Here is an 18,533-nt window from a genome sequence, read left to right on the forward strand (position 1 = left end):
CGGTACTCGCTATCATGGAATCCATGACTCGCACCATCGACATCGCGGTGATTCCGGGTGACGGCATCGGTCCTGAAGTCGTCCGCGAGGCTTGTAAAGTCTTAGAGTCTGCTGTAGCATTATGCGACACAATCGGAAATGAAAGATTACATATTCAGTTTACCCGCTACGAACTTGGCGCTGAACGCTACCACAGGACGGGCGAGATCCTCCCTGACGCCGAGCTCGAAGAGATCAAGCGACATGACGCAATCCTCCTCGGAGCGGTAGGCGATCCGTCAGTTCCCTCCGGACTGTTGGAAAGAGGTCTGCTCCTCAAACTCCGCTTCGCCTTGGACCACTATGTCAATCTCAGACCCAGCAGGCACTATCCGGGTGTTCCGACTCCGCTCGCAGCCCCCGGCGCGATCGACTTCCTCGTCGTGAGAGAGGGGACCGAAGGGTTGTACTGCGGCAACGGCGGGGTCATGCGGCAGGGAACCCCTCACGAAGTCGCCACAGAGGTTTCCGTCAACACCGCTTACGGAGTGGAACGAGTGGTCCGCTACGCTTTTTCGAAAGCTGTGTCACGTTCTCGCAAAAAGCTGACGTACGTTCACAAACACAACGTCCTTGTCAATGCGGGAGGCTTGTGGCGAAGGATCGTCCAAGAAGTGGGCGCCGAATACCCCGATGTTGCGGTCGACTATCTCCACGTGGACGCCGCCACGATATTCCTGCTCACCGATCCCGGACGATTCGACGTGCTTGTAACCGACAACCTTTTCGGTGACATTCTCACCGACGAAGCCGGCGCAGTGACGGGCGGCATCGGCCTGGCGGCCTCGGGCAACATCAATCCCGAAGGCTCCTACCCGTCGATGTTCGAGCCTGTCCACGGGTCGGCTCCGGACATCGCCGGGCGGCATAAGGCCGATCCCACCGCGGCGATATCCTCCGCGGCTTTGCTTCTCGACCATTTGGGGCATCCCGGCCCCGCACGTGCCATCGAGACAGCAGTCGAGGCCGATATGGCGGTGCGGGCGGAGGCAGCGGCTTCAGGAAACCCTCTTGTGCGTTCAACTCCGCAGATAGGCGACGACATCGCAGCCCGTCTCCGAGGCTGACTACCCGACCGGGAAGCAGGCGGTCTTCAACCCTTGGGCGGGCGATGCCTCGGCACGTCCTCCGGCTACAATCGGTCTATCGTCAAGAAAGAAAAGAAGTGACACAATGACGTATACGAATCTAGAACTCGCTTCCATGGGAAAGGTTCCACTCGCCGACGAATTGCTCGGCTCCTGGGAAATCGTTCCCAATCCGCATTCGACGAGCCAGGCAGAGCGCAGCGCGGCTCTCGTCGATCTCGGCTTCGGCAAACGGTTCTCCGACCACATGGCCCATGCGACATGGACCGCCGAGCGGGGATGGCATGATTTCAGGATCGAACCGTACGAAGCTATTGCCATGAGCCCGGCTGGCGCGGTTCTCCATTACGGGCAAGAGGTCTTCGAAGGTCTGAAGGCCTATCGGCACGCCGACGGCTCCATCTGGACGTTCCGGCCCACCTACAACGCAGCGCGACTCAACCATTCGAGCCGCCGCCTGGCCATTCCCGAATTCGAGCATGAAGCCTTCATCGGATCGATCGTCAATCTCGTCCGTCAGGACGCCGCATGGGTGCCCGATGCGCCGGGGTCGTCCCTCTACCTCCGTCCCTTCATATTCGCATCCGAAGCCTTTCTGGGTGTGCGGGCCTCGCATCGCTACGAATACATGGTCGTCGCCTCCCCATCCGGAGCCTATTTCGCGAATGGATTCCAGCCCATCGACGTGTGGGTCGAACGGGAGTTCCACCGTGCCGGAACGGGAGGCATGGGCGACGCCAAGACCGGCGGCAACTATGCATCCTCGTTGCTGCCGAAGACGGTCGCTCACGACGCGGGGTATGACGAAGTCATGTTCCTCGACGCGACGATGGGGACCGATATCGACGAACTCGGCGGCATGAACGTCTTCGTGGTCATGTCGGATGGATCGATCCGCACGCCTCGGTTGACGGGCAACATCCTCGCGGGATGCACCCGTTCCTCCATCCTTCAGCTCTTGCGGGACGAAGGACGCGACGTCAGGGAGGAGACTCTGCCCATTGCGGACGTTCTAGCGGGAATCGACAGTGGTGCGGTGACCGAGATGTTCGCATGCGGGACTGCCGCCGTCGTCACATCCATCGGGTCGCTTTCGAGTCGGGATTTCCACGTCGATCTTCCGGGACACGAAACGACCAAAGCGATATACGACCACTTGACGGGTATTCAGCTCGGAACGGTTGAAGACACGCACGGTTGGCTGTACCGCTTGGCATGAGGCGGCCTCGGATACGCAGAGGAACCTGTGGATTCGGGCAGCCGGGCTTCGATCGGTTCCCCGCCTTTGCCGGTGGCATCGCCGCGTTCGGAAGGTTGCGGCCGGTCTTGCCGGGAGGCTCACTGCGCCGTCTTGAGCTGGGATGACGGTCGAGACGAGCTCATGGCGGTCGCAGCTGTTCCGGCTTGACACCGGAGCTCGCGGAGTGAGGAGTGCCCAGAGGAGAATCGTGGGAGTTCGCGCATACGCCGACGTTGACGCACTTGGCCGCGGCGATGGCGAACTCGCTGCGGGAGCGGAGCATCGTGCGCGAAGGGGAATGCCGAGGAACTGAGAACCCCTGAGGGCCTCAGGGGAGTCTCGGGACTCAGCGCTGGTTGGAGTTATCCGAGCTTCTTGGAGCCGGAGCGGTCAGCGTTCTTGGTGCGAGGCGGCGATGGCAATGACGTGCGCAGACGCCGGCGCCTTGGGGGCCGGACCCGGCAGAACGGCGAGGCTATGGTCGGCGCGCTAGACATCCTTCACAGGAGGCCGTGCAGCGCCGTCGGACCCGGAGGTTTATCGCGTAGATGTCCGAAGGAATGGGCGAGGGCCGAACACCGCCGTGCCCACTCGCACCTGGGTGGAGCCCTCCTTGACGGCTATCTCCATGTCGTTCGTCATGCCCATCGACAATTCTGCGCAAGAACTCACCCCGGCCGCCCTAATGGCGTCGCGCAGCTCGCGCACGCGCGCATGCGAAGCTGCGACAGCCGTGACGTCATCCGTATTCGCGCCGATGAGCATGAGCCCCGTCAGACGCAGATTGGGCAGCTCTGCGATCTCCCCCGCCAAGTCCACGACCGCCTCCGGCGGGGCTCCATACTGGGATTCCGATCCGGCGGAGTTGACCTGGATCATGACATCGAAACGACCGACCGGATCCCCCCACCGGTCGCATTCGCCCGACGAGATGCGCCTCTCCTGAATGCGGTTGAGACGAGAAGCCAGCTCGAAGGAGTCGACCGTCTCCACGCAATCGGCCGCGCGCAGCGCCTTGCCGGCCTTGTTGGCCTGGACGTGGCCGATCACGTGCACTCGGTGGGACGGCGCCCCCGAGGATCTCAATTCGGACTCACTCTGTGTGAGCTGTTGGATGTAGTTGTGGCCGATCCTGGACGCACCGGCTCGCAGCGCCGCTGCCACGCGTTCCGGTTCTTGGAACTTCGCGGCCAAGAGAATGGCGACGGCGTCCTCGGCACGCCCCGAGGCGATCGAAGCGGCCGCCACGCTCTCGCGAATTCGAGTGAAGCGCGTGGCGATCTCGGTCACATCCGGGCGGAGCACGCCGTCGAAGCTGGTTTCCTGCCCCGACCAGTTGACGCCGTTCGTCTCGATTCGTCCGCGCTGTGCCATTCCCTTTGGGTTGTCTGGTTCGTTGCTCATCTCGACCTCGTATGCCGGCAGTGACAATTGCAGTGTAGCCGCGTCAGGTCAACTCCAGAGTTTCCCGACGCGAACGACCCGCAGACGCACCGCGCCCGCCTCGTCGCATTCGTCGAGGTCCACGAAAGCGTGGAAACCCCAGTCGCCGTCGCCTACGCCGTCATCGAAGACCTGTGTGACGACCCATAGGCGGCCGGGTTCTCTTCCGTCCATGAGCGCTTCCGCCACGTCGCCGGGAACGCCCACTTCGATGAGATCCGCCGCTTCGGCCCGTTCCCGGATACGGAAGAAATCCGCTCCACGCGCCTGGGAGCCGATGCCGATCGCCTCGTATTCGTCGTAAAACGGGTCGGTCGCTTCTAGCCAGGCCTCGCCGTCCCAGGTCGGCCCCTGCGGGTAAACGGTGCCGTCCGGTGCTGTTCCCGGAGACCACGATGGGTCGCCGTCCAGACGGTCGAGGGCCTCGCCGTCCTCGAACTGGACGGCTTCGACTCGTCGGAAGGCCGCGTTGCGGACCGCAACCCTGAAGGCATGTCGATTGCGGGTCAAAGCCGCCGTGCCGCCTTCTGCGACGCCATAGGCGACTTCGTCGAATCCGGACTCCGCACCCGTAGCGGGGCCTTCGGCTTGCTGGGCCGTGGCTCTCCCCTCCGCGAGGGCCTCCCATTCGTCGATCAGCGAGGAATCGACGGAACGGATGAGCGAGCCGAGCCAGACTGTGATGTCGTCGACTTCGTCTGTGCGCGCCTCGAGGGGAACTGTCTGCCGGAGCGCCTTGTAGACGTCGGTGAGATAGCGCAACAGGACCCCCTCACTGCGAGCGAGGTCGAGACGCGAGACGAACTCGGAGAAAGTCTCCGCATGCTCGATCATCTCCCGTACGACGGACTTCGCAGTGAGCTCGTAGCCGTCGACCCAGGGATTCGTCTGCCGGTAGACGTCCAGCGCTCCGTGCAACAGTTCGCCGAGAGGCTGAGGCCACGTGATCCGGTCGGCCTCGGCCATTCGCTTCTCATACCCGATCCCCGCAGCCTTCATCTTCCCGATGGCCTCGCCGCGGGCCTCCCGCTCCTGTGCATAGAGGACCTGCATGGGATTCTCCTGGACGGATTCGACGACGCTGACGACGTCCAGCGCATAGTCCTGCGATTCGCGGTCCAACAGATCGAGACCCGCCAGCGCGAAGGGCGCGAGCGGCGAGTTGAGCGCGAAATCGCCGGGGACTTCGCGGGCGAATGCAATGGCGGACTCTCCCGGGTGAGCGTCCTGCCACCGACGGTCGTGGTGGACGAGGATGCCCGCGGACCGAAGGGTCTCGTATATCTCCACCGCCTTGCGAAGGAGCGGATTGGACGGCGTGGCGGGCTCGTGGTTGTCGGTCAGGAGGCGGATGGCGGCTGCGACGGCGTCGCCCGGCCTCTGAAGGACGTTGAGAAGCATCGCATGGCTCACCCGCATGTGCGAGACCAACGTCTCCGGCTGGGCTCTCTGAAGATGCGCGAAGGTCTTGTCCGACCACAGCACGACGCCCTTGGGCGCCTTCTTCTTGACGATCTTCTTCAGTTTCTTCGGGTCATTCGCGGCCTTCTCGAGGGCCTTCGCGTTTTCGATCTCGTACTCGGGCGCCTGAACGATGACGTCGCCTCGGGTGTCGAAACCGGCGCGTCCCGCGCGCCCCGCGATCTGGTGGAATTCCCGGGCGGACAGATGCCGCGAGCGCGCGCCGTCGAATTTCGACAGGGAGGTGAGGAGTACCGTGCGGATCGGCACGTTGATGCCGACGCCCAGTGTGTCCGTTCCGCAGACGACCTGTAGGAGCCCCATCTGGGTGAGTCGTTCGACGAGCCGTCGATAGCGGGGGAGGAGCCCTGCGTGGTGCACGCCGATTCCGGCGCGCAGGAGTTTGGAGAGGGTCCTGCCGAATCCGGGGCCGAATCGGAAGTCGCCGATCGCCGCCGCGATCTTATTCCTCTGCTCTTTCGCGAGGAGATTGATCGGCAGGAGCGCCTGGGCCTGGGCCACCGCTTCGCGTTGGGAGAAGTGGACGACGTAGACGGGTGCCCGGTGTGTGTGGACGAGTTCGTTGACGACTTCGCCCAGAGGCTCGCGTGAGTAGGAGAAGTTCAAGGGGACGGGGCGTTCGGCGTCGTCGACGGTGGTCACGCTGCGGCCGGTGCGGCGCTTCATGTCCTCGGCGAGGAATGCCGTGTCGCCGAGGGTTGCGGAGAGGAGTACATGCTGGGTCGAGGTGAGTTCGAGAAGCGGTACCTGCCACGCCCAGCCGCGCTGGGGATCGCCGTAGAAGTGGAACTCGTCGGCGACGAGGACGCCGATGTCGGCGTCCTCGCCCTGGCGCAACGCCATGTTCGCGACGATTTCCGCCGTCGCGCAGACGATGGGTGCCGATGCGTTGATCGATGTGTCGCCGGTGATCATTCCGACATTGTGCGCTCCGAAGGTCGCGATGAGTTCGAAGAACTTCTCCGAGACGAGCGCTTTGAGCGGGGCCGTGTAATAGGCGGTGCGGCCTTCCGCCAGTGCGGTGAAGATCGCCGCCAGGGCCACCATCGACTTGCCCGAGCCCGTGGGAGTGGAGACTATGAGATGCTCGCCTTCGACGGCGGCGAGGAGGGCTTCTTCCTGATGAGGGTAGAGAGGTCGACCGGTCGATTCGGCCCAGGAGACGAATTCCTCATAGATCGCTTCATCCGGTGGAATCAGGCCGTGTGCGTCCTCGATGCGGTCGAGGGCGGCGTTCAGAGGCGAGGGTGCGGCGGAAGCCTCAGCGGGCACGGAGGAAGTCACTCAACAAGGGTGCCATATCCGTGGGGTCACGCGTTGCCGGCGTCGGCGAGGCGAGGGACGCCGTGCTGGTCCGCAACGATCGCGAAGCCCGCCGAGGACGGCGATCCGGGGTCTCCGTCGTGCTCGTCATTCCCTGTGCGTGAAGGCACATCCGGGGCCGACGGCTCCGACTTGCACGGAGGCGTCGACGGCGGTAAGCTCAATGCGTTCGCATCGCTAGCTCAATTGGTAGAGCAACTGACTCTTAATCAGTGGGTTCTGGGTTCGAGTCCCAGGCGGTGTACTGGCTGAGGCCTCCGAGGTATCGGAGGCCTCTTCGCGTGGATGGTCTGTATCGAGTCGAAGTCCGGTGGGTATTCTGGGCTCATGACAGTTGCCAAGGCCAAGTCGCGTGCACAGACCTTTACGATCAGCGACCTCGTCGACTATGCGAGGGAAGGCGCGCTCCGCATCCCTGAGTTTCAGCGTTCTTTCCGGTGGGGGCAGAAGGACATCTTCGATCTCTTCGACAGTATCCGGCGCGGCTATCCGGTGGGCAACGCGCTTCTGTGGAGGCGCGAGGCGCCCGCGGGGAACGTGCGCTTCGGCGAACTCGGCATCGTCGCCCCCGAAAGGCACGACGCCCTCTGGGTCGTCGACGGGCAACAGCGCATCACGAGCCTCGTCAACGCCGTGGCCGAGGAGATCGACGCGAATTCGCAGTTCGCGGTCGTCTACCTGCCCAAACACGAGCGTTTCACGAGCCTGCGCAATGCGCGCGGGCAGGTGGCCGTTCCGGTTCCGACTCTGTTCAGCATCCCTCGGCTTTTCATGTGGTTCCAGGAGAACCCTGACGGACAGCAGTATGCGGAGCACCTGCAAACGGTCACGACCGCGTTGCGGGACTTCGCATTGCCGACCACCGTCCTCGAACGGGCGGACGAGGACGAGCTCCGGCGGATCTTCGACAGGATCAACAATGCGGGCAAACGTTTGAAGAAGTCCGAAGTCTTCAACGCCATCAACGGCGCCAGCGGATCGGGCGCCGAGATCGTCAACGTCACCACGATCGCCGACAGCCTCGCCTCCAGCACCACGTTCGGACGGATGCCCGATGACATGGTCTATTCCGCGCTCCTCGTGCGCAGGCATCCCGACCTCACTCGCAGCCCCAACGACGAGTTCACGCCCGACAGGAGAAAACTGTCGGACTTTCCGGACGAGGACGAGGCTACGAGTTTTCGCCGGACGGAGGATTCCCTTCACGCCACTGTCAAGTTCCTTCAGGATCGGGTGGGGGTTCCCCATATGACGTTCCTGCCGCAGCAGTTCCTTCTACTCATCCTCAACAGGTATTTTTCCCTTTTCCCCGACCCGGACAGACGCACTCGCAGGCTTCTCGTCCGATGGTTTTGGAGAGCCGCCGCGAATGCGGTGCTGCTGTCTCTCTCCAGCAGTACGTCTGTGCGTAAGCTCACCAAACTCATTGTCAAAGGCGATGAGCACGGGTCGATTCAAAGGCTTCTGGATGCGGTTAAAGTCGAGAACACTTTCACCACTCCCGATCTGGAAGTTTTCAGAACCAATCAGGGGGCGAGCAGAATAGCCCTCTGCACGATGTGGGCGCGCCATCCTCGTTCGCTCGAGACGCGGAAGCGGCTTGAGTTCAACGACCTAGCTGCGAGCGTCGAAGAGATCGGCTCGCTCAACGACGTCGTTCGACGGGTCGTCTCCTCGAATGACTGCGATGAGCGACACCGCAATTCCACGGGCAACCGTGTGATCCTTGGTTTCGAGGATCCCGACATCGCAGACTGGATGGCCATGGTGTACGACTCGATTCGCGACCGCGAGATCGATGAAGTGCTCGCCTCTCATTTCTTCACTCCGGACGACGTCAGGCTATTCGGATCGGATCCGCAGACGGTGATCGAGAGGAGAACTCAGCGCATCGTCGACGAAGTCCACCGCTTTCTGGATGTCCAGACCGGGAGGGACCCCGACGCCTCGGCCCCGGCCGCACCCAGCCCGGACGACGAGCTGTAGGGTTTCGCCGAGGCGATGCCTTGGCGGGTGGACGAACGTGGGCGAAGCGGGAAGCGCTCTGGTCCGCCGTAGGCCCGCCTCGCCTCGGTCCGTTCCGGTACAGTTGAAGACGTGTCTGCACCACTCGTGACTCTGGCCACCTGCGCCGATCTGCCCGATCTCGACCCCGACGAGGCTGGACTGCCCGACGCGCTGCGGGAAAGAGGCCTCGAACCCCGTATCGCCGTGTGGAACGACCCTTCCGTGGACTGGAATGCGGCGGGGGTCGTCGTCGTGCGGTCAGTGCGCGACTATGCGGTCAACCGCGAAGCTTTCCTGGCGTGGGCGCGTTCCGTTCCCCGGCTGCTCAACCAGGCGGGTCTCATGTCGTGGAATTCGGACAAGCACTATCTGGCCGAGCTGGCCAGGCGCGGTCTGTCGACCATTCCGACGACGTGGCTCGAACCCGACCACAAGTATTCGAAGCATCAGGTGCACACGCGCTTTCCGGCCTTCGGCGATTTCGTCGTCAAACCCGCCGTGTCGTCGGGAGGGCGGGGGACCGGACGCTACACTGCCACGGACCCGGCATCGCGCGGGGCGGCCATCCGCCACGCGATGCACGAGCTCTCGCGCGGCCGTTCCGTCATGGTGCAGCGATACCTTGAGGAAATCGATCGCTCAGGTGAAATATCCCTCATCTACCTCAATGGGCTGCCCGCATACAGGGTGGAGAAAGAGGCTATGCTCCACCCGCGCTTTCGGTCGGAAGACGAGCTTCACGAAGAGGTGGTGCGCTCGGCCGACGCCAACGAAAACGAATGGCGTTGGGGCGAGGAGATCCGCAAGGCCGTCCACTCCTTCACCATCGACACACACGGGCGCGACGAGCTCGCCTTGTTCAACCGAGTCGACATCGTACGCGGCGGACCGGCAGACCAGCACGAGTTCTACGTCATGGAGATCTCGCTGATCGACGGTTCGCTCTACCTCTCTTCCGATCCCGGCCATCTCGCCAAGTTCGCCGACGCCATAGCCATGAGGGTCGGCTGGTGATGCGGTCGACCGTCCGCCATTGGCGAGGACCGTCGAAGGGAGACGGTCAGTCGGCCACGTAGACAGTCTTGCCGCGGGCGTGCCGCGTCGCCAGGTGAGCCAGGGCCGCTGGGACGTGGGCGAGGCTCACGGTCTCGGTGAGCATGGCGTCGAGGGTTCCGTTGGCCACACGCCTCATGATGGCGGTGAGCATGGTGACCAGGTCTTTCCGGGCGGCCGGGTTGCCATAGGCGTGTACGGCCCCGAGCGAGATCTCGTGCACGGACGGAGACGTCGTGAAAGGCCGGACGGGGTTCGTCTCCGGGCGTCCGGCCACGGCGACGAGCCCTCCTCCGTAGGCGACGAGCTCAAGGTTGTCGCGAGCTGAATCCGGGCCGATGGTGTCGATCACGCCGTCCACGCCGTAGCCGTTCGTGAGTTCGCGGACGCTGGTCGGGACGTCGTCGGTATGGTAGTCGAAGACGATGTCGGCTCCGAGTCTGCCGACGTACATGAGATTGGCGGGCGAGGCCGTGGTGAAGACGCGCGCCTGGCGCGAGCGGGCGAGCTGAATGGCGAATCCTCCGACGCCACCCGCTCCCCCCGTGACGAGTATGGTGTCTCCGGCGTGCAGGTGAAGTCGACGATTGATCGCCTGGTAGGCGGTCATGCCCGCACACGGAAGTGCGGCGGCCCTCTCGAAGCTGAGTCCCTGAGGCATCGGGGCGACCGTGTCCGCTGCTGTGACGGCGAACTCGGCGTACCCGCCGTTCCTACGGAGATCCCCGTGATAGGCCACCTTGTCTCCGGGAACGAAACCGCTGACGTCCTGGCCCACTTCTTCGACGACCCCGGCCACATCCAGGCCGAGGATGTGCGGCCACGTCCACGCCGGGTTGCCGGACTGGGCGACGCGATAGTCGACGGGGTTCAAACCACACGCTTTGACGCGGACGACGATTTCCCCGGGGCCGGCGTGAGGGGCCTGCGCCTCGCCGAGCCGGAGGGTCTCGGGAGGACCGGGGGCATCGAGCAGTAGGGCTTTCATGAATTCCTCCTCATGATGCGTAGATGCGTCGACTGCACAGGATGCGTCGACTTAGGCAAGCGACACGAGACTAACCGCGGGACATGCGCATTGGCTGTAAAACACGCGAATGTCCTCTTCCGGCGAAGCGCGCCGCGCGGAGGAGGGCGAGTCCTGACGTTTGCTGCGTTCCGGCGGATCCACGCGGACGCCGCCGCAGAGAGCCGACGGCGAATCGACTGACTGTGACCGAAAATACAGCGATGCCGGAACCGCGACGCAGTCTCACGAGAACGCCGGGCAGGTGTCCGGCATCACGGGACACCGATTCGGCGGCGCGCTCGCGGCGACGTTAAACTCGTCTCGTTGCCGCTCACAAGGCGGTGCACGCGGTGGCTGTAGCTCAGCTGGTAGAGCTCCTGGTTGTGGTCCAGGCGGTCGCGGGTTCGAGTCCCGTCAGCCACCCCAAGGGTGGATGTGGCCCGTCGGTGAAGGCTGTTCTGGAGGGGAGTGCCTCCCGGTGGGGAACTCATCGATGCGTTCACCTGTTTTCGGGCTCAAGGTGGCGATCTGGCGCACTCCTTCGTCGAATTTGCGAGGATAGGGAACGACAGATGCCGGTTGTCCGCCCGGCAGGGAGTGAGGCTGAAGCGAGGCGATGACCATGCACGGTTCCCGACGGGAAGACGAATGCCAGCAGTCGGGGGAGCCGGCTCTTCTCCGCCAACCACAGCCGGGCGGCGAGGGGCCGGAGATCGTCACGGTCTGCGCCCCTCTCATCGAAGTGGAGGGTCGGATTTTCAAGGACTTGGCCCGTACCGGTGAACTATTGCCCTATGAAGACTGGCGATTGGACGCCTCAACTCGCGCCGCCGACTTGGCCGGCCGGCTGAGCGTCGAGCAGATAGCCGGACTCATGCTCTACTCTCCCCACCAGACGGTTCCCGCCCTGCCGGACGGTCCCTTCCCCGGAACCTACGGTGGCAAGGATTACGACGTCTCAGGCGCTCGCCCCTGGGATCTGACCGACCAACAGCGTCGTATGCTCGCCGACGGCGTCCGCCACGTCCTTGTCATGAATCTGCAGGACGCGGCGACCGCCGCCCGCTGGAACAATGCGATGCAGGCGTTCTGCGAGGCCCTTCCCCTCGGAATCCCAGTCAACGCATCCTCCGATCCGCGCAACGGTGCAGCCGAGGCGTCGGCCGAGTTCAAGGGCGGAGCCGGTGGCGTCTCCCGCTGGCCCGAGGGACTGGGCATGGCGGCGCTGTTCGACCCGGAACGCATGCGCGAATGCGCTTCTATAATCTCCCGCGAGTACAGGGCGTTGGGCATCGTCACCGCTCTAGGGCCCCAAATCGACTTGGGAACCGAACCGCGCTGGATGCGCCTGGAGGACACCTGGGGTCCGCATTCCAGGCTCGTCACCGACTATGCGGCCGCCTACTGCGATGGCATGCAGACGAGCCAAATCCCGTGTGGCGAATGCGTCGGCGAGGCCGGAACTGTTTCGCGCACCGACCCTGGCTGGGGTCGGCATTCGGTAGCGGTCATGGTCAAACACTGGCCGGGCGGCGGCAGCGGGGAGGCCGGACGAGACGCTCACTATGGTTTCGGCAAATTCGCCGTCTACCCCGCGGGAAACGAAGCCGAACACCTGCAGCCTTTCACCGAAGGGGCCTTTCGCCTGCCCGGTCCCACAGGATGCGCGGCCGCCGTCATGCCCTACTACTCGATCGCGTGGGGGTACGAAGGCGGCAATGACGGCCGGGACGGCCAGACTCCGCGAGGCAACTCGTACAACCGCTACCTCATACACGGGTTGCTGCGCGGCCATTGCGGCTATGACGGCGTCGTGTGCACCGACTGGGGTGTCACCGCCGACCCCGACCCGGAGATCGGCGAGTTCGGCAAACGCTGTTACGGGGTCGAGGACATGAGCGTCGCCGAACGCCACCTGCTCGCCATCGACAACGGGGTAGACCAATTCGGCGGCAACAGTGACATCGGCCCGATCCTAGAGGCCTACCGACTCATGGCACGGCGGGACGGACAGCGGATGGCCCGCGATCGATTCGAGGCGAGCGCCACAAGACTGCTGCGCACGTCCTTCCGGTGCGGCCTGTTCGAAAACCCCTACTTGGACCCTGAGAGCTCGACGGCCACGGTGGGCAGGGCCGACTTCACCTCCACGGGGAAGGCCGCGCAGCGCGACTCTCTCGTCCTGCTGAAGAACAGACCGGTCGGCGTCAGCGGGGTAGCGGGGTCGAGAGCGCCATCCGCTGACAGTGCTGCGAACGTTTCGGAATCGGCCGTGCACCCGACGTTGCCGCTCACCTCAGACGCCACGGTGTATGTACCGACCCTTCACCGTGAGGACTCGCTGTCCTTTTTCCGCACGCCGGTGGCGGCGCATGACGTCGACCCTCTCCGTGTCGACTCCTGTCCCCTGCGGCGGACGCACGATCCGCGGAAGGCCGATGTCGCCGTCGTCTTCATCGAGAGCCCTCTGTCCAACCCCTACTCCGTGGACGACCGGGAGAAGGGCGGCAACGGCTACCTGCCGTTGACCCTTCAGTACCGACCCTACACGGCGCGGACCGCTCGCCAACGGTCCATCGCCTCCGGGGATTTCCGCGAGAGCGCCGACCGGGGTTACAGGGACAAGACCAATCGGGCCGTCAACGCCTCCGATCTCAACGCGGTTCTGCAGGCGCGGGCGGACATGGAAGAGAAGCCCGTCATCGTGGTGGTTCGCATGCACAACCCCGCCGTGCTCGCCGAGTTCGAACCGTACGTCGATGCCATCATCGTGGATTTCGGCGTGGAGCAGGATGCCGTATGGGAACTCCTGACAGGCGCGTTCGCACCGTCGGGACTGCTGCCGTTGGCCCTTCCCACAGACATGGAGGCTGTTGAGGCCCACTGCGAGGATCTCCCCTTCGACTACGAGCCATACGCCGACACGGAAGGCAACGCCTACGACTTCGGCTACGGCATGAGCTTCGGAGGCGTCATCGACGATGATCGCACCCACCGCTATACGATGAAACGGGGAGGCGAATAGGGCGAAGGGCACTTTCACCGTTACGGGAGGGAGCGGTCTCGACGCTATTCGGAAAGCGAGTATTCTCGCATCGAAGAAGCAATTCGGAGCGGCAAAGCGATGGAATTACGAATCGATATGATGCAAACCGTTCCTATAAGCATAAATAATAGCCTGTGCCCTATCGCGGAAACTGAGCTTGGAGAAGATACGATTGACGTAGGTTTTGACCGTCGCCGGAGAGAGGAAGAACCGATCAGAGATTTCGGGATTCGACAGTCCCTGGGCTATGGCGTAGAAGACCTCCCGTTCACGCGGGCTGAGTGAGTCGATGTCTCGGCGGGGCTCCTCCTTTTCCGAATCCGTTTCGGGCATTGGAATGATGCGTCGGGTATACATGTCGATCAGCTGTCTGGTGATGCGCGGCTCGACCACGGCTTCGCCGCTGGCGACGATCCGCACCGTACGGATGAGCGCTTCCGGTGAGCTGCTTTTCAGAATGAAAGCACTGGCGCCCGCGTCCAAAGCGCCGAAGGCGTATTCGTCGAGGTCGAAAATCGTCAGGGCGATCACCCTGATATCGGGGTGGGCGGACACTATGCGTCGAGTGGCGTCGATTCCTCCCATTCCGGGCATAAGGATATCCATGAGCACGATGTCGGGTTTGGCTTCCGCAATCGCGTGAAGGGCTTCTTCGCCCGTGTCGGCCTCGCCGACGACCACGATGTCGTCTGTCGCGTCGAGCAGGAGCGCATTGCCTTCGCGGTATAGTTCTTGGTCGTCGACGAGGACGACACGGATGGCTTCTTTCATCGGTGCGTTGCCGTCCCTCCGTTATCGTCGACGACCAGGAAGGCGTGCGTCCGCCATCCTCCGTCCGGTCGTGGGCCGGCCGTGCTGCCGCCGTCGTACTTCGCTGCGCGGGCGGAGATTCCGCGAAGGCCTCGACCCGAGCCGACCCTTGTCACGTCATGAATGGGTGCGTCGTCGGTGATTGCGATGTCGATCCGGCCCTTCTCGATTGTGATCTCGACTTCCACGTACTGGGCGCCGTGAGCGTAGCGCAAGGCGTTCGTCAAACCTTCCTGCACGATCCGAAAGACGGTCGTTTGCAGCTCGGGTCTATTTGCCGGTAGTTTTCCGCGTTCCGTCAATTGCACTGGGAGGCCGGCTGAGCGGAAGACCTCCACGAGGTCTTCCAGGGATTCTCTGCCTGCATTTTTTTCGGCGTCACCGCTGCCGACGTTATCATCGCAGGGAAGGAGGCGAAGGATGTGCCCCATGTCCACTAGGGCGGTGCGTCCGACTTGCGAGAGGCTGTGGAGGGCTCGCGTCGATCGCTCGGGATATTTCGACCATGCCGACGCTGCTCCATTGGCTAAGGCGATCATGGTCGAAAGTGAGTGCGCCACGACATCGTGCATGTCGGCGGCGATCCTGGCGCGTTCGGCGGTCTTGGCGTGCTCTATGCGCTCTTTCCACAGTTCAGCCAGTAGCGCGTGTCGCTGCCGATGTCCGCGGATGGCCGTTCCGGTGGCCAAGGCGGCTAAAGCGAAGGGGGAGAAGACCGTGGGCGAGTATCTCGCCTGCGTGATCGTGCACTGCATGAGCGCCGTACCCACGGGTAGAAGCACGCCTACGGCGTAGCCGAACAGCCCCCGGCGATACCCTTGAAGGCTGGCGACGGCGTAAAGCGCGAAAGCGAACGGGAAATCGCGGAAATCGGTGAAGTCGATGGCTGAAACGACGCTGCTGAATGCGACTGCGGCGATGAGCGTCCCAAACGGGAGTCTCCTCCTCCAGAAGAGCACGGCGCTGATCCCAAGAGCCGGAAGGCTCAATTCCCTCCCTGAGAGCTTGACGGACAGGACTTGGATTGAGACGCAGGTGACGACCGCGAGCCAGTCAGCCGACCTCGGGTGCCGGGACATCCATTCTCGGACGGGCCAGATCCGACGAGCGATGTCCCGCCAGCTCTCTTCGTCTTCGATAGTTTTGCCTGACATAGTGTCCTCAATTGTTTGGAAATAGTTCGGTAGTTTCTCTATTTGAGAATGCTGAAGTTATAATGGCCGTATTTTATAGCACATTGATATATGACTATCGGATGCTTTAATCGTGCGGTGAGCTGTAAGGCGAATGACTCGTACATCCCGTCCGTGACATCGGCTTCCTCTTCAAATTCAAGCGAGAAGCCAGAGACGGAAAACAGTTGATGTATTCGTGGTGAAGCGATAGGGTCGTACCCTCGACGGAATCATTTTACCTTGATGCGGAACCGGCTGTGTGTGCGGATGGGCGTCTCTTCGCCCACGGCGTGCAGGCGCCTTCCATCCCGTGAGCGGACGGATCCTTGTGATGAGAGGGGATTCCACGGGTCCGCCTGTGCGTTCGCAAGCTGCTCGTCGCCTGACGGGCTGCCGTGTAAAACCGGTGTGCCCGTCCCGTTCGGAGCCTCCCGGCCGCGATCGTGCGCGGCGAGCTTCACTTCGCGACGATGGCCTGCAGATAGCGTCCCGTGACGAAGGCGCCCAAGCGGACGAGGGCTGTTCCCGTTCCCAGACAGGCAAGGGCGATCCCGAAGGACCAAGGCGACGTCACCACTGAGATCGCCACCAGCGGGAACAGGGCGACGACGGCGAGCGCCGCCGGCCCTACCACGGAGACGGCCAATGGCGCCATCACGCGTCTCAGGTGTGCATCCTTGAGGAGGCGAACGGGCGCCCCCATGTAGGTGAGAGCGAGGTACAGGTCGCGTCGTTCGGCGATCCCGGCTATCTGGTAAACGACGCTTGAACACGCAACGAGGATGAAGGCTGAAATGGTCACCAGAAGCACAACCCATCGTACGTCGTCGAACAGGATCAGCTCTCTGTGGGTCAACTGTGTCGGTCCTCGGGTCACAGCGTTGAGAAATCCCAGTATCGAACACGCCGGAACGACGAGGAAGCTCATCAGCGCCAGCGGCGAGACCTGGCGCCATGCGGCGGCGGGGTCTTCCAAGAGCGCCCGCGCCGTGACGAGTTCCGCGGGAGAGTAGTCTTTGAGCAGGAGGCGGTTCCCCCTTCGTCGGACGAGGTACGGGCCCAGCAGATTCCATATGGACATGAGAACGAGCATGGCGAGGATAAGGACCAGTACGATCACCACCACTCCCCAGCTCGCGCTCGCCAGATGCATGGCGCTCAGGCATGCCGTGAGCGCCACGATCGCCACAACTACTCGCGTTCCCCTCACGATCGGAGGCCTGTCCCTCGCGCTGACGCTCATCGGCGCGTTCACTGCGCGGTTGAGGCGGTGTATCCCGCTGAGAATGGCCGCGAGGACCAGACCCGACGCTACGACCGCCGTTCCCTCCCAGGAGGGTCGGACATCGATTGGATGGGGTGTCCCCTCGTCTTCTCCGAAGGAGATGAGGTCCATGATCGGTGCGACGAGGAGGGAGCCGCACCAGCCGATCGCGACTCCGATGCACGAGGGGATGGCGACTTCGCAAACCACCAGCAGACGGGATGCGGCCGCAGACATGCCGAGCAGTCGCAGCGTGGAGACTTTGCCCTCCTGCTGCCTCGACTGCATTCGCGCTGAGGCCGCGCTCACGGCCGTCACTGGGACGAGCAGGCAGGCCAGGCTCATGGCGGCGAGGACCATGTAGGCCTCGTGCCGGTCGCCCAAATGCCAAAGCTTCCATGCGAGTCCCGCGATGGTGAAGCTGACGAATCCTGCGACGGCGGACGTGGCAGCCGGAGTCGCCGAGGCCATGGCGCTCTGCCTCGACGGACGTAGAAGCCAGGCGAATGCGCGGGGGTTCATCGTTGGCTCGGCCTTCCCTGGATTCTGGCGTCGTGGATTTCGGCGACGCGGTCGCAGCGTGAGGCAACAGCCGGATCGTGAGTGACCATGATGAGCGTCCGCCCCTGTTCGGTCGTCGCCTGCAACAGTTCCTCCACGACGGCTTCAGCGGTGAGGGAATCGAGGGAGGCCGTCGGCTCGTCGGCGAATATGATCTGCGGGTCGGTCGCCGTGGCACGTGCGATGGCCACGCGCTGGGCCTCCCCTCCGGAGAGCTCTCCCGGCCTCTGGCCGCTGTAGGCGGACAGACCGACGCTCGTCAGCCGATCCATGGCGACCTTCAAAGCCTCCTTCTTGGTCATTCCGTCGAGGAGGCATGAGAGGGCGACGTTCTCGCCCGCCGTCAGGTCGGGGAGAAGCATGTCCCTTTGGAAGACGAAACCGAGGTGACGCCGGCGAATCCCGGTCCGCTCCCGTGCGGACAGAGCCGAGACCTCGACGTCGCCGCGGTCGGATCCGTAGACGACGCTCCCCGAATCCGGAACGTCGATTCCCGAGATGAGATGGAGAAGGGTCGACTTGCCGGAGCCGCTGTGCCCCATTATCGCCAAGGACTCGCCTGCTCGAACGCTCAGCGTCGCTCCGGCGAGGATCGTGCGTTTGCCGAACGATTTCCAGAGGTCGACGACGCCTACCTCTCCCGTGAACGCCATCCGTTCCTGCGATTTCATCCGCCCTCCTCGGTGGTACCAGTCCAACCGATGATAGGGACGCCGCCTCCGCGGAACTGCCAACCAGGGGTTGATGTACGCCACTCTTGTCGATTTCTATTCTCTGGAGACAAGCGTCCGCAAGACGCTGACCGTCGCAACCGCGACGGTCGAGAAAACCATCCAAGAAAAGAGGAATATCATTTCTCAGGATGTTTACGAGGCTCCGGCCATGCTCAAGGTCGGCGGCTTCGACGAGCTCACCAACGCCACCCGCAGGGGCTACTGGGTTGACTTCCTGGGCGGTTGGTGGTTCTAACCGCCGTTGCCTGTGAAGGCATTT

Annotated in this window: 14 protein-coding genes and 2 tRNA genes; 9 read left to right on the forward strand and 7 right to left on the reverse strand. The window is 63.3% G+C overall.

What is annotated here, in order from left to right; translation table 11 throughout:
* Window positions 1–23: 23 nt before the first annotated feature.
* Window positions 24–1,106 carry a 3-isopropylmalate dehydrogenase gene (locus HMPREF0043_RS00785; RefSeq protein WP_040317518.1) on the forward strand — a complete coding sequence of 361 codons (1,083 nt, stop codon included), beginning with the start codon at window positions 24–26 and terminating at the stop codon, window positions 1,104–1,106.
* A 106-nt stretch (window positions 1,107–1,212) separates the two neighbouring features.
* Window positions 1,213–2,346: a branched-chain amino acid aminotransferase gene (locus tag HMPREF0043_RS00790; protein WP_021600856.1), complete on the forward strand. Its 1,134-nt coding sequence runs from the start codon at window positions 1,213–1,215 to the stop codon at window positions 2,344–2,346.
* 558 nt (window positions 2,347–2,904) lie between these two features.
* Here HMPREF0043_RS00790 and HMPREF0043_RS00795 read toward each other — a convergent pair.
* A complete protein-coding gene (locus tag HMPREF0043_RS00795) occupies window positions 2,905–3,771 on the reverse strand; it encodes a YggS family pyridoxal phosphate-dependent enzyme (RefSeq protein ID WP_051317368.1) in 867 nt (288 codons plus the stop codon).
* Window positions 3,772–3,819: 48 nt separating this feature from the next.
* Window positions 3,820–6,576 (reverse strand): DEAD/DEAH box helicase, encoded by a 2,757-nt coding sequence (locus tag HMPREF0043_RS00800; RefSeq protein ID WP_232205970.1) that lies wholly within the window; start codon window positions 6,574–6,576, stop codon window positions 3,820–3,822.
* Between the two features lie 20 nt (window positions 6,577–6,596).
* Here HMPREF0043_RS00800 and HMPREF0043_RS11830 point away from each other — a divergent pair, with 20 nt between their 5' ends.
* From HMPREF0043_RS11830 to HMPREF0043_RS00815, 4 genes are all read left to right on the forward strand, one after another.
* Window positions 6,597–6,719 carry a hypothetical protein gene (locus HMPREF0043_RS11830; protein WP_021600861.1) on the forward strand — a complete coding sequence of 41 codons (123 nt, stop codon included), beginning with the start codon at window positions 6,597–6,599 and terminating at the stop codon, window positions 6,717–6,719.
* A gap of 67 nt (window positions 6,720–6,786) precedes the next feature.
* Window positions 6,787–6,859, forward strand: a tRNA-Lys gene (locus HMPREF0043_RS00805).
* A gap of 83 nt (window positions 6,860–6,942) precedes the next feature.
* On the forward strand, window positions 6,943–8,601 hold the full coding sequence (locus tag HMPREF0043_RS00810; RefSeq protein ID WP_051317360.1) for a DUF262 domain-containing protein: 1,659 nt from the start codon (window positions 6,943–6,945) through the stop codon (window positions 8,599–8,601).
* Between the two features lie 111 nt (window positions 8,602–8,712).
* Window positions 8,713–9,636 carry an ATP-grasp domain-containing protein gene (locus tag HMPREF0043_RS00815; RefSeq protein ID WP_040317519.1) on the forward strand — a complete coding sequence of 308 codons (924 nt, stop codon included), beginning with the start codon at window positions 8,713–8,715 and terminating at the stop codon, window positions 9,634–9,636.
* 46 nt (window positions 9,637–9,682) lie between these two features.
* Here the strand turns inward: HMPREF0043_RS00815 and HMPREF0043_RS00820 are convergent, their stop codons facing one another.
* Complete coding sequence (locus HMPREF0043_RS00820) at window positions 9,683–10,663, reverse strand: zinc-binding dehydrogenase (RefSeq protein WP_021600864.1); 981 nt, start codon at window positions 10,661–10,663, stop codon at window positions 9,683–9,685.
* Window positions 10,664–11,034: 371 nt separating this feature from the next.
* Between HMPREF0043_RS00820 and HMPREF0043_RS00825 the strand changes: the two genes are divergently transcribed.
* Both HMPREF0043_RS00825 and HMPREF0043_RS00830 read left to right on the forward strand, forming a co-directional pair.
* Window positions 11,035–11,110: transfer RNA gene (locus tag HMPREF0043_RS00825), tRNA-His, on the forward strand.
* A gap of 196 nt (window positions 11,111–11,306) precedes the next feature.
* Window positions 11,307–13,709 (forward strand): glycoside hydrolase family 3 protein, encoded by a 2,403-nt coding sequence (locus tag HMPREF0043_RS00830; protein ID WP_084431953.1) that lies wholly within the window; start codon window positions 11,307–11,309, stop codon window positions 13,707–13,709.
* 105 nt (window positions 13,710–13,814) lie between these two features.
* On the opposite strand, the gene HMPREF0043_RS00835 is transcribed toward HMPREF0043_RS00830, so the two are convergent.
* The 4 genes from HMPREF0043_RS00835 to HMPREF0043_RS00850 form a co-directional block, all read right to left on the reverse strand.
* On the reverse strand, window positions 13,815–14,501 hold the full coding sequence (locus tag HMPREF0043_RS00835; protein ID WP_021600867.1) for a response regulator transcription factor: 687 nt from the start codon (window positions 14,499–14,501) through the stop codon (window positions 13,815–13,817).
* Window positions 14,498–15,694 carry a sensor histidine kinase gene (locus HMPREF0043_RS00840; RefSeq protein ID WP_021600868.1) on the reverse strand — a complete coding sequence of 399 codons (1,197 nt, stop codon included), beginning with the start codon at window positions 15,692–15,694 and terminating at the stop codon, window positions 14,498–14,500. Before HMPREF0043_RS00840 ends, HMPREF0043_RS00835 begins: the two co-directional genes overlap by 4 nt.
* Before the next feature lie 478 nt (window positions 15,695–16,172).
* Window positions 16,173–17,501: an FtsX-like permease family protein gene (locus HMPREF0043_RS00845; protein WP_084431933.1), complete on the reverse strand. Its 1,329-nt coding sequence runs from the start codon at window positions 17,499–17,501 to the stop codon at window positions 16,173–16,175.
* Complete coding sequence (locus tag HMPREF0043_RS00850; RefSeq protein ID WP_021600871.1) at window positions 17,498–18,211, reverse strand: ABC transporter ATP-binding protein; 714 nt, start codon at window positions 18,209–18,211, stop codon at window positions 17,498–17,500. Before HMPREF0043_RS00850 ends, HMPREF0043_RS00845 begins: the two co-directional genes overlap by 4 nt.
* Before the next feature lie 73 nt (window positions 18,212–18,284).
* Here HMPREF0043_RS00850 and HMPREF0043_RS00855 point away from each other — a divergent pair, with 73 nt between their 5' ends.
* Window positions 18,285–18,509, forward strand: a complete 225-nt coding sequence (locus HMPREF0043_RS00855) for a lasso RiPP family leader peptide-containing protein (RefSeq protein WP_021600872.1) — start codon at window positions 18,285–18,287, stop codon at window positions 18,507–18,509.
* Window positions 18,510–18,533 lie beyond the last annotated feature (24 nt).

The sequence above is a fragment of the Actinobaculum sp. oral taxon 183 str. F0552 genome (assembly GCF_000466165.1).
Lineage (GTDB): Bacteria > Actinomycetota > Actinomycetes > Actinomycetales > Actinomycetaceae > Peptidiphaga.

Coding starts and splice junctions, on each gene's coding strand:
- HMPREF0043_RS00785 (WP_040317518.1), top strand. CDS start 24: ATGACTCGCACCATCGACATCGCGGTGATTCCGGGTGACGGCATCGGT.
- HMPREF0043_RS00790 (WP_021600856.1), top strand. CDS start 1,213: ATGACGTATACGAATCTAGAACTCGCTTCCATGGGAAAGGTTCCACTC.
- HMPREF0043_RS00795 (WP_051317368.1), bottom strand. CDS start 3,771: ATGAGCAACGAACCAGACAACCCAAAGGGAATGGCACAGCGCGGACGA.
- HMPREF0043_RS00810 (WP_051317360.1), top strand. CDS start 6,943: ATGACAGTTGCCAAGGCCAAGTCGCGTGCACAGACCTTTACGATCAGC.
- HMPREF0043_RS00820 (WP_021600864.1), bottom strand. CDS start 10,663: ATGAAAGCCCTACTGCTCGATGCCCCCGGTCCTCCCGAGACCCTCCGG.
- HMPREF0043_RS00830 (WP_084431953.1), top strand. CDS start 11,307: ATGCACGGTTCCCGACGGGAAGACGAATGCCAGCAGTCGGGGGAGCCG.
- HMPREF0043_RS00835 (WP_021600867.1), bottom strand. CDS start 14,501: ATGAAAGAAGCCATCCGTGTCGTCCTCGTCGACGACCAAGAACTATAC.
- HMPREF0043_RS00840 (WP_021600868.1), bottom strand. CDS start 15,694: ATGTCAGGCAAAACTATCGAAGACGAAGAGAGCTGGCGGGACATCGCT.
- HMPREF0043_RS00845 (WP_084431933.1), bottom strand. CDS start 17,501: ATGAACCCCCGCGCATTCGCCTGGCTTCTACGTCCGTCGAGGCAGAGC.
- HMPREF0043_RS00850 (WP_021600871.1), bottom strand. CDS start 18,211: ATGAAATCGCAGGAACGGATGGCGTTCACGGGAGAGGTAGGCGTCGTC.
- HMPREF0043_RS00855 (WP_021600872.1), top strand. CDS start 18,285: ATGTACGCCACTCTTGTCGATTTCTATTCTCTGGAGACAAGCGTCCGC.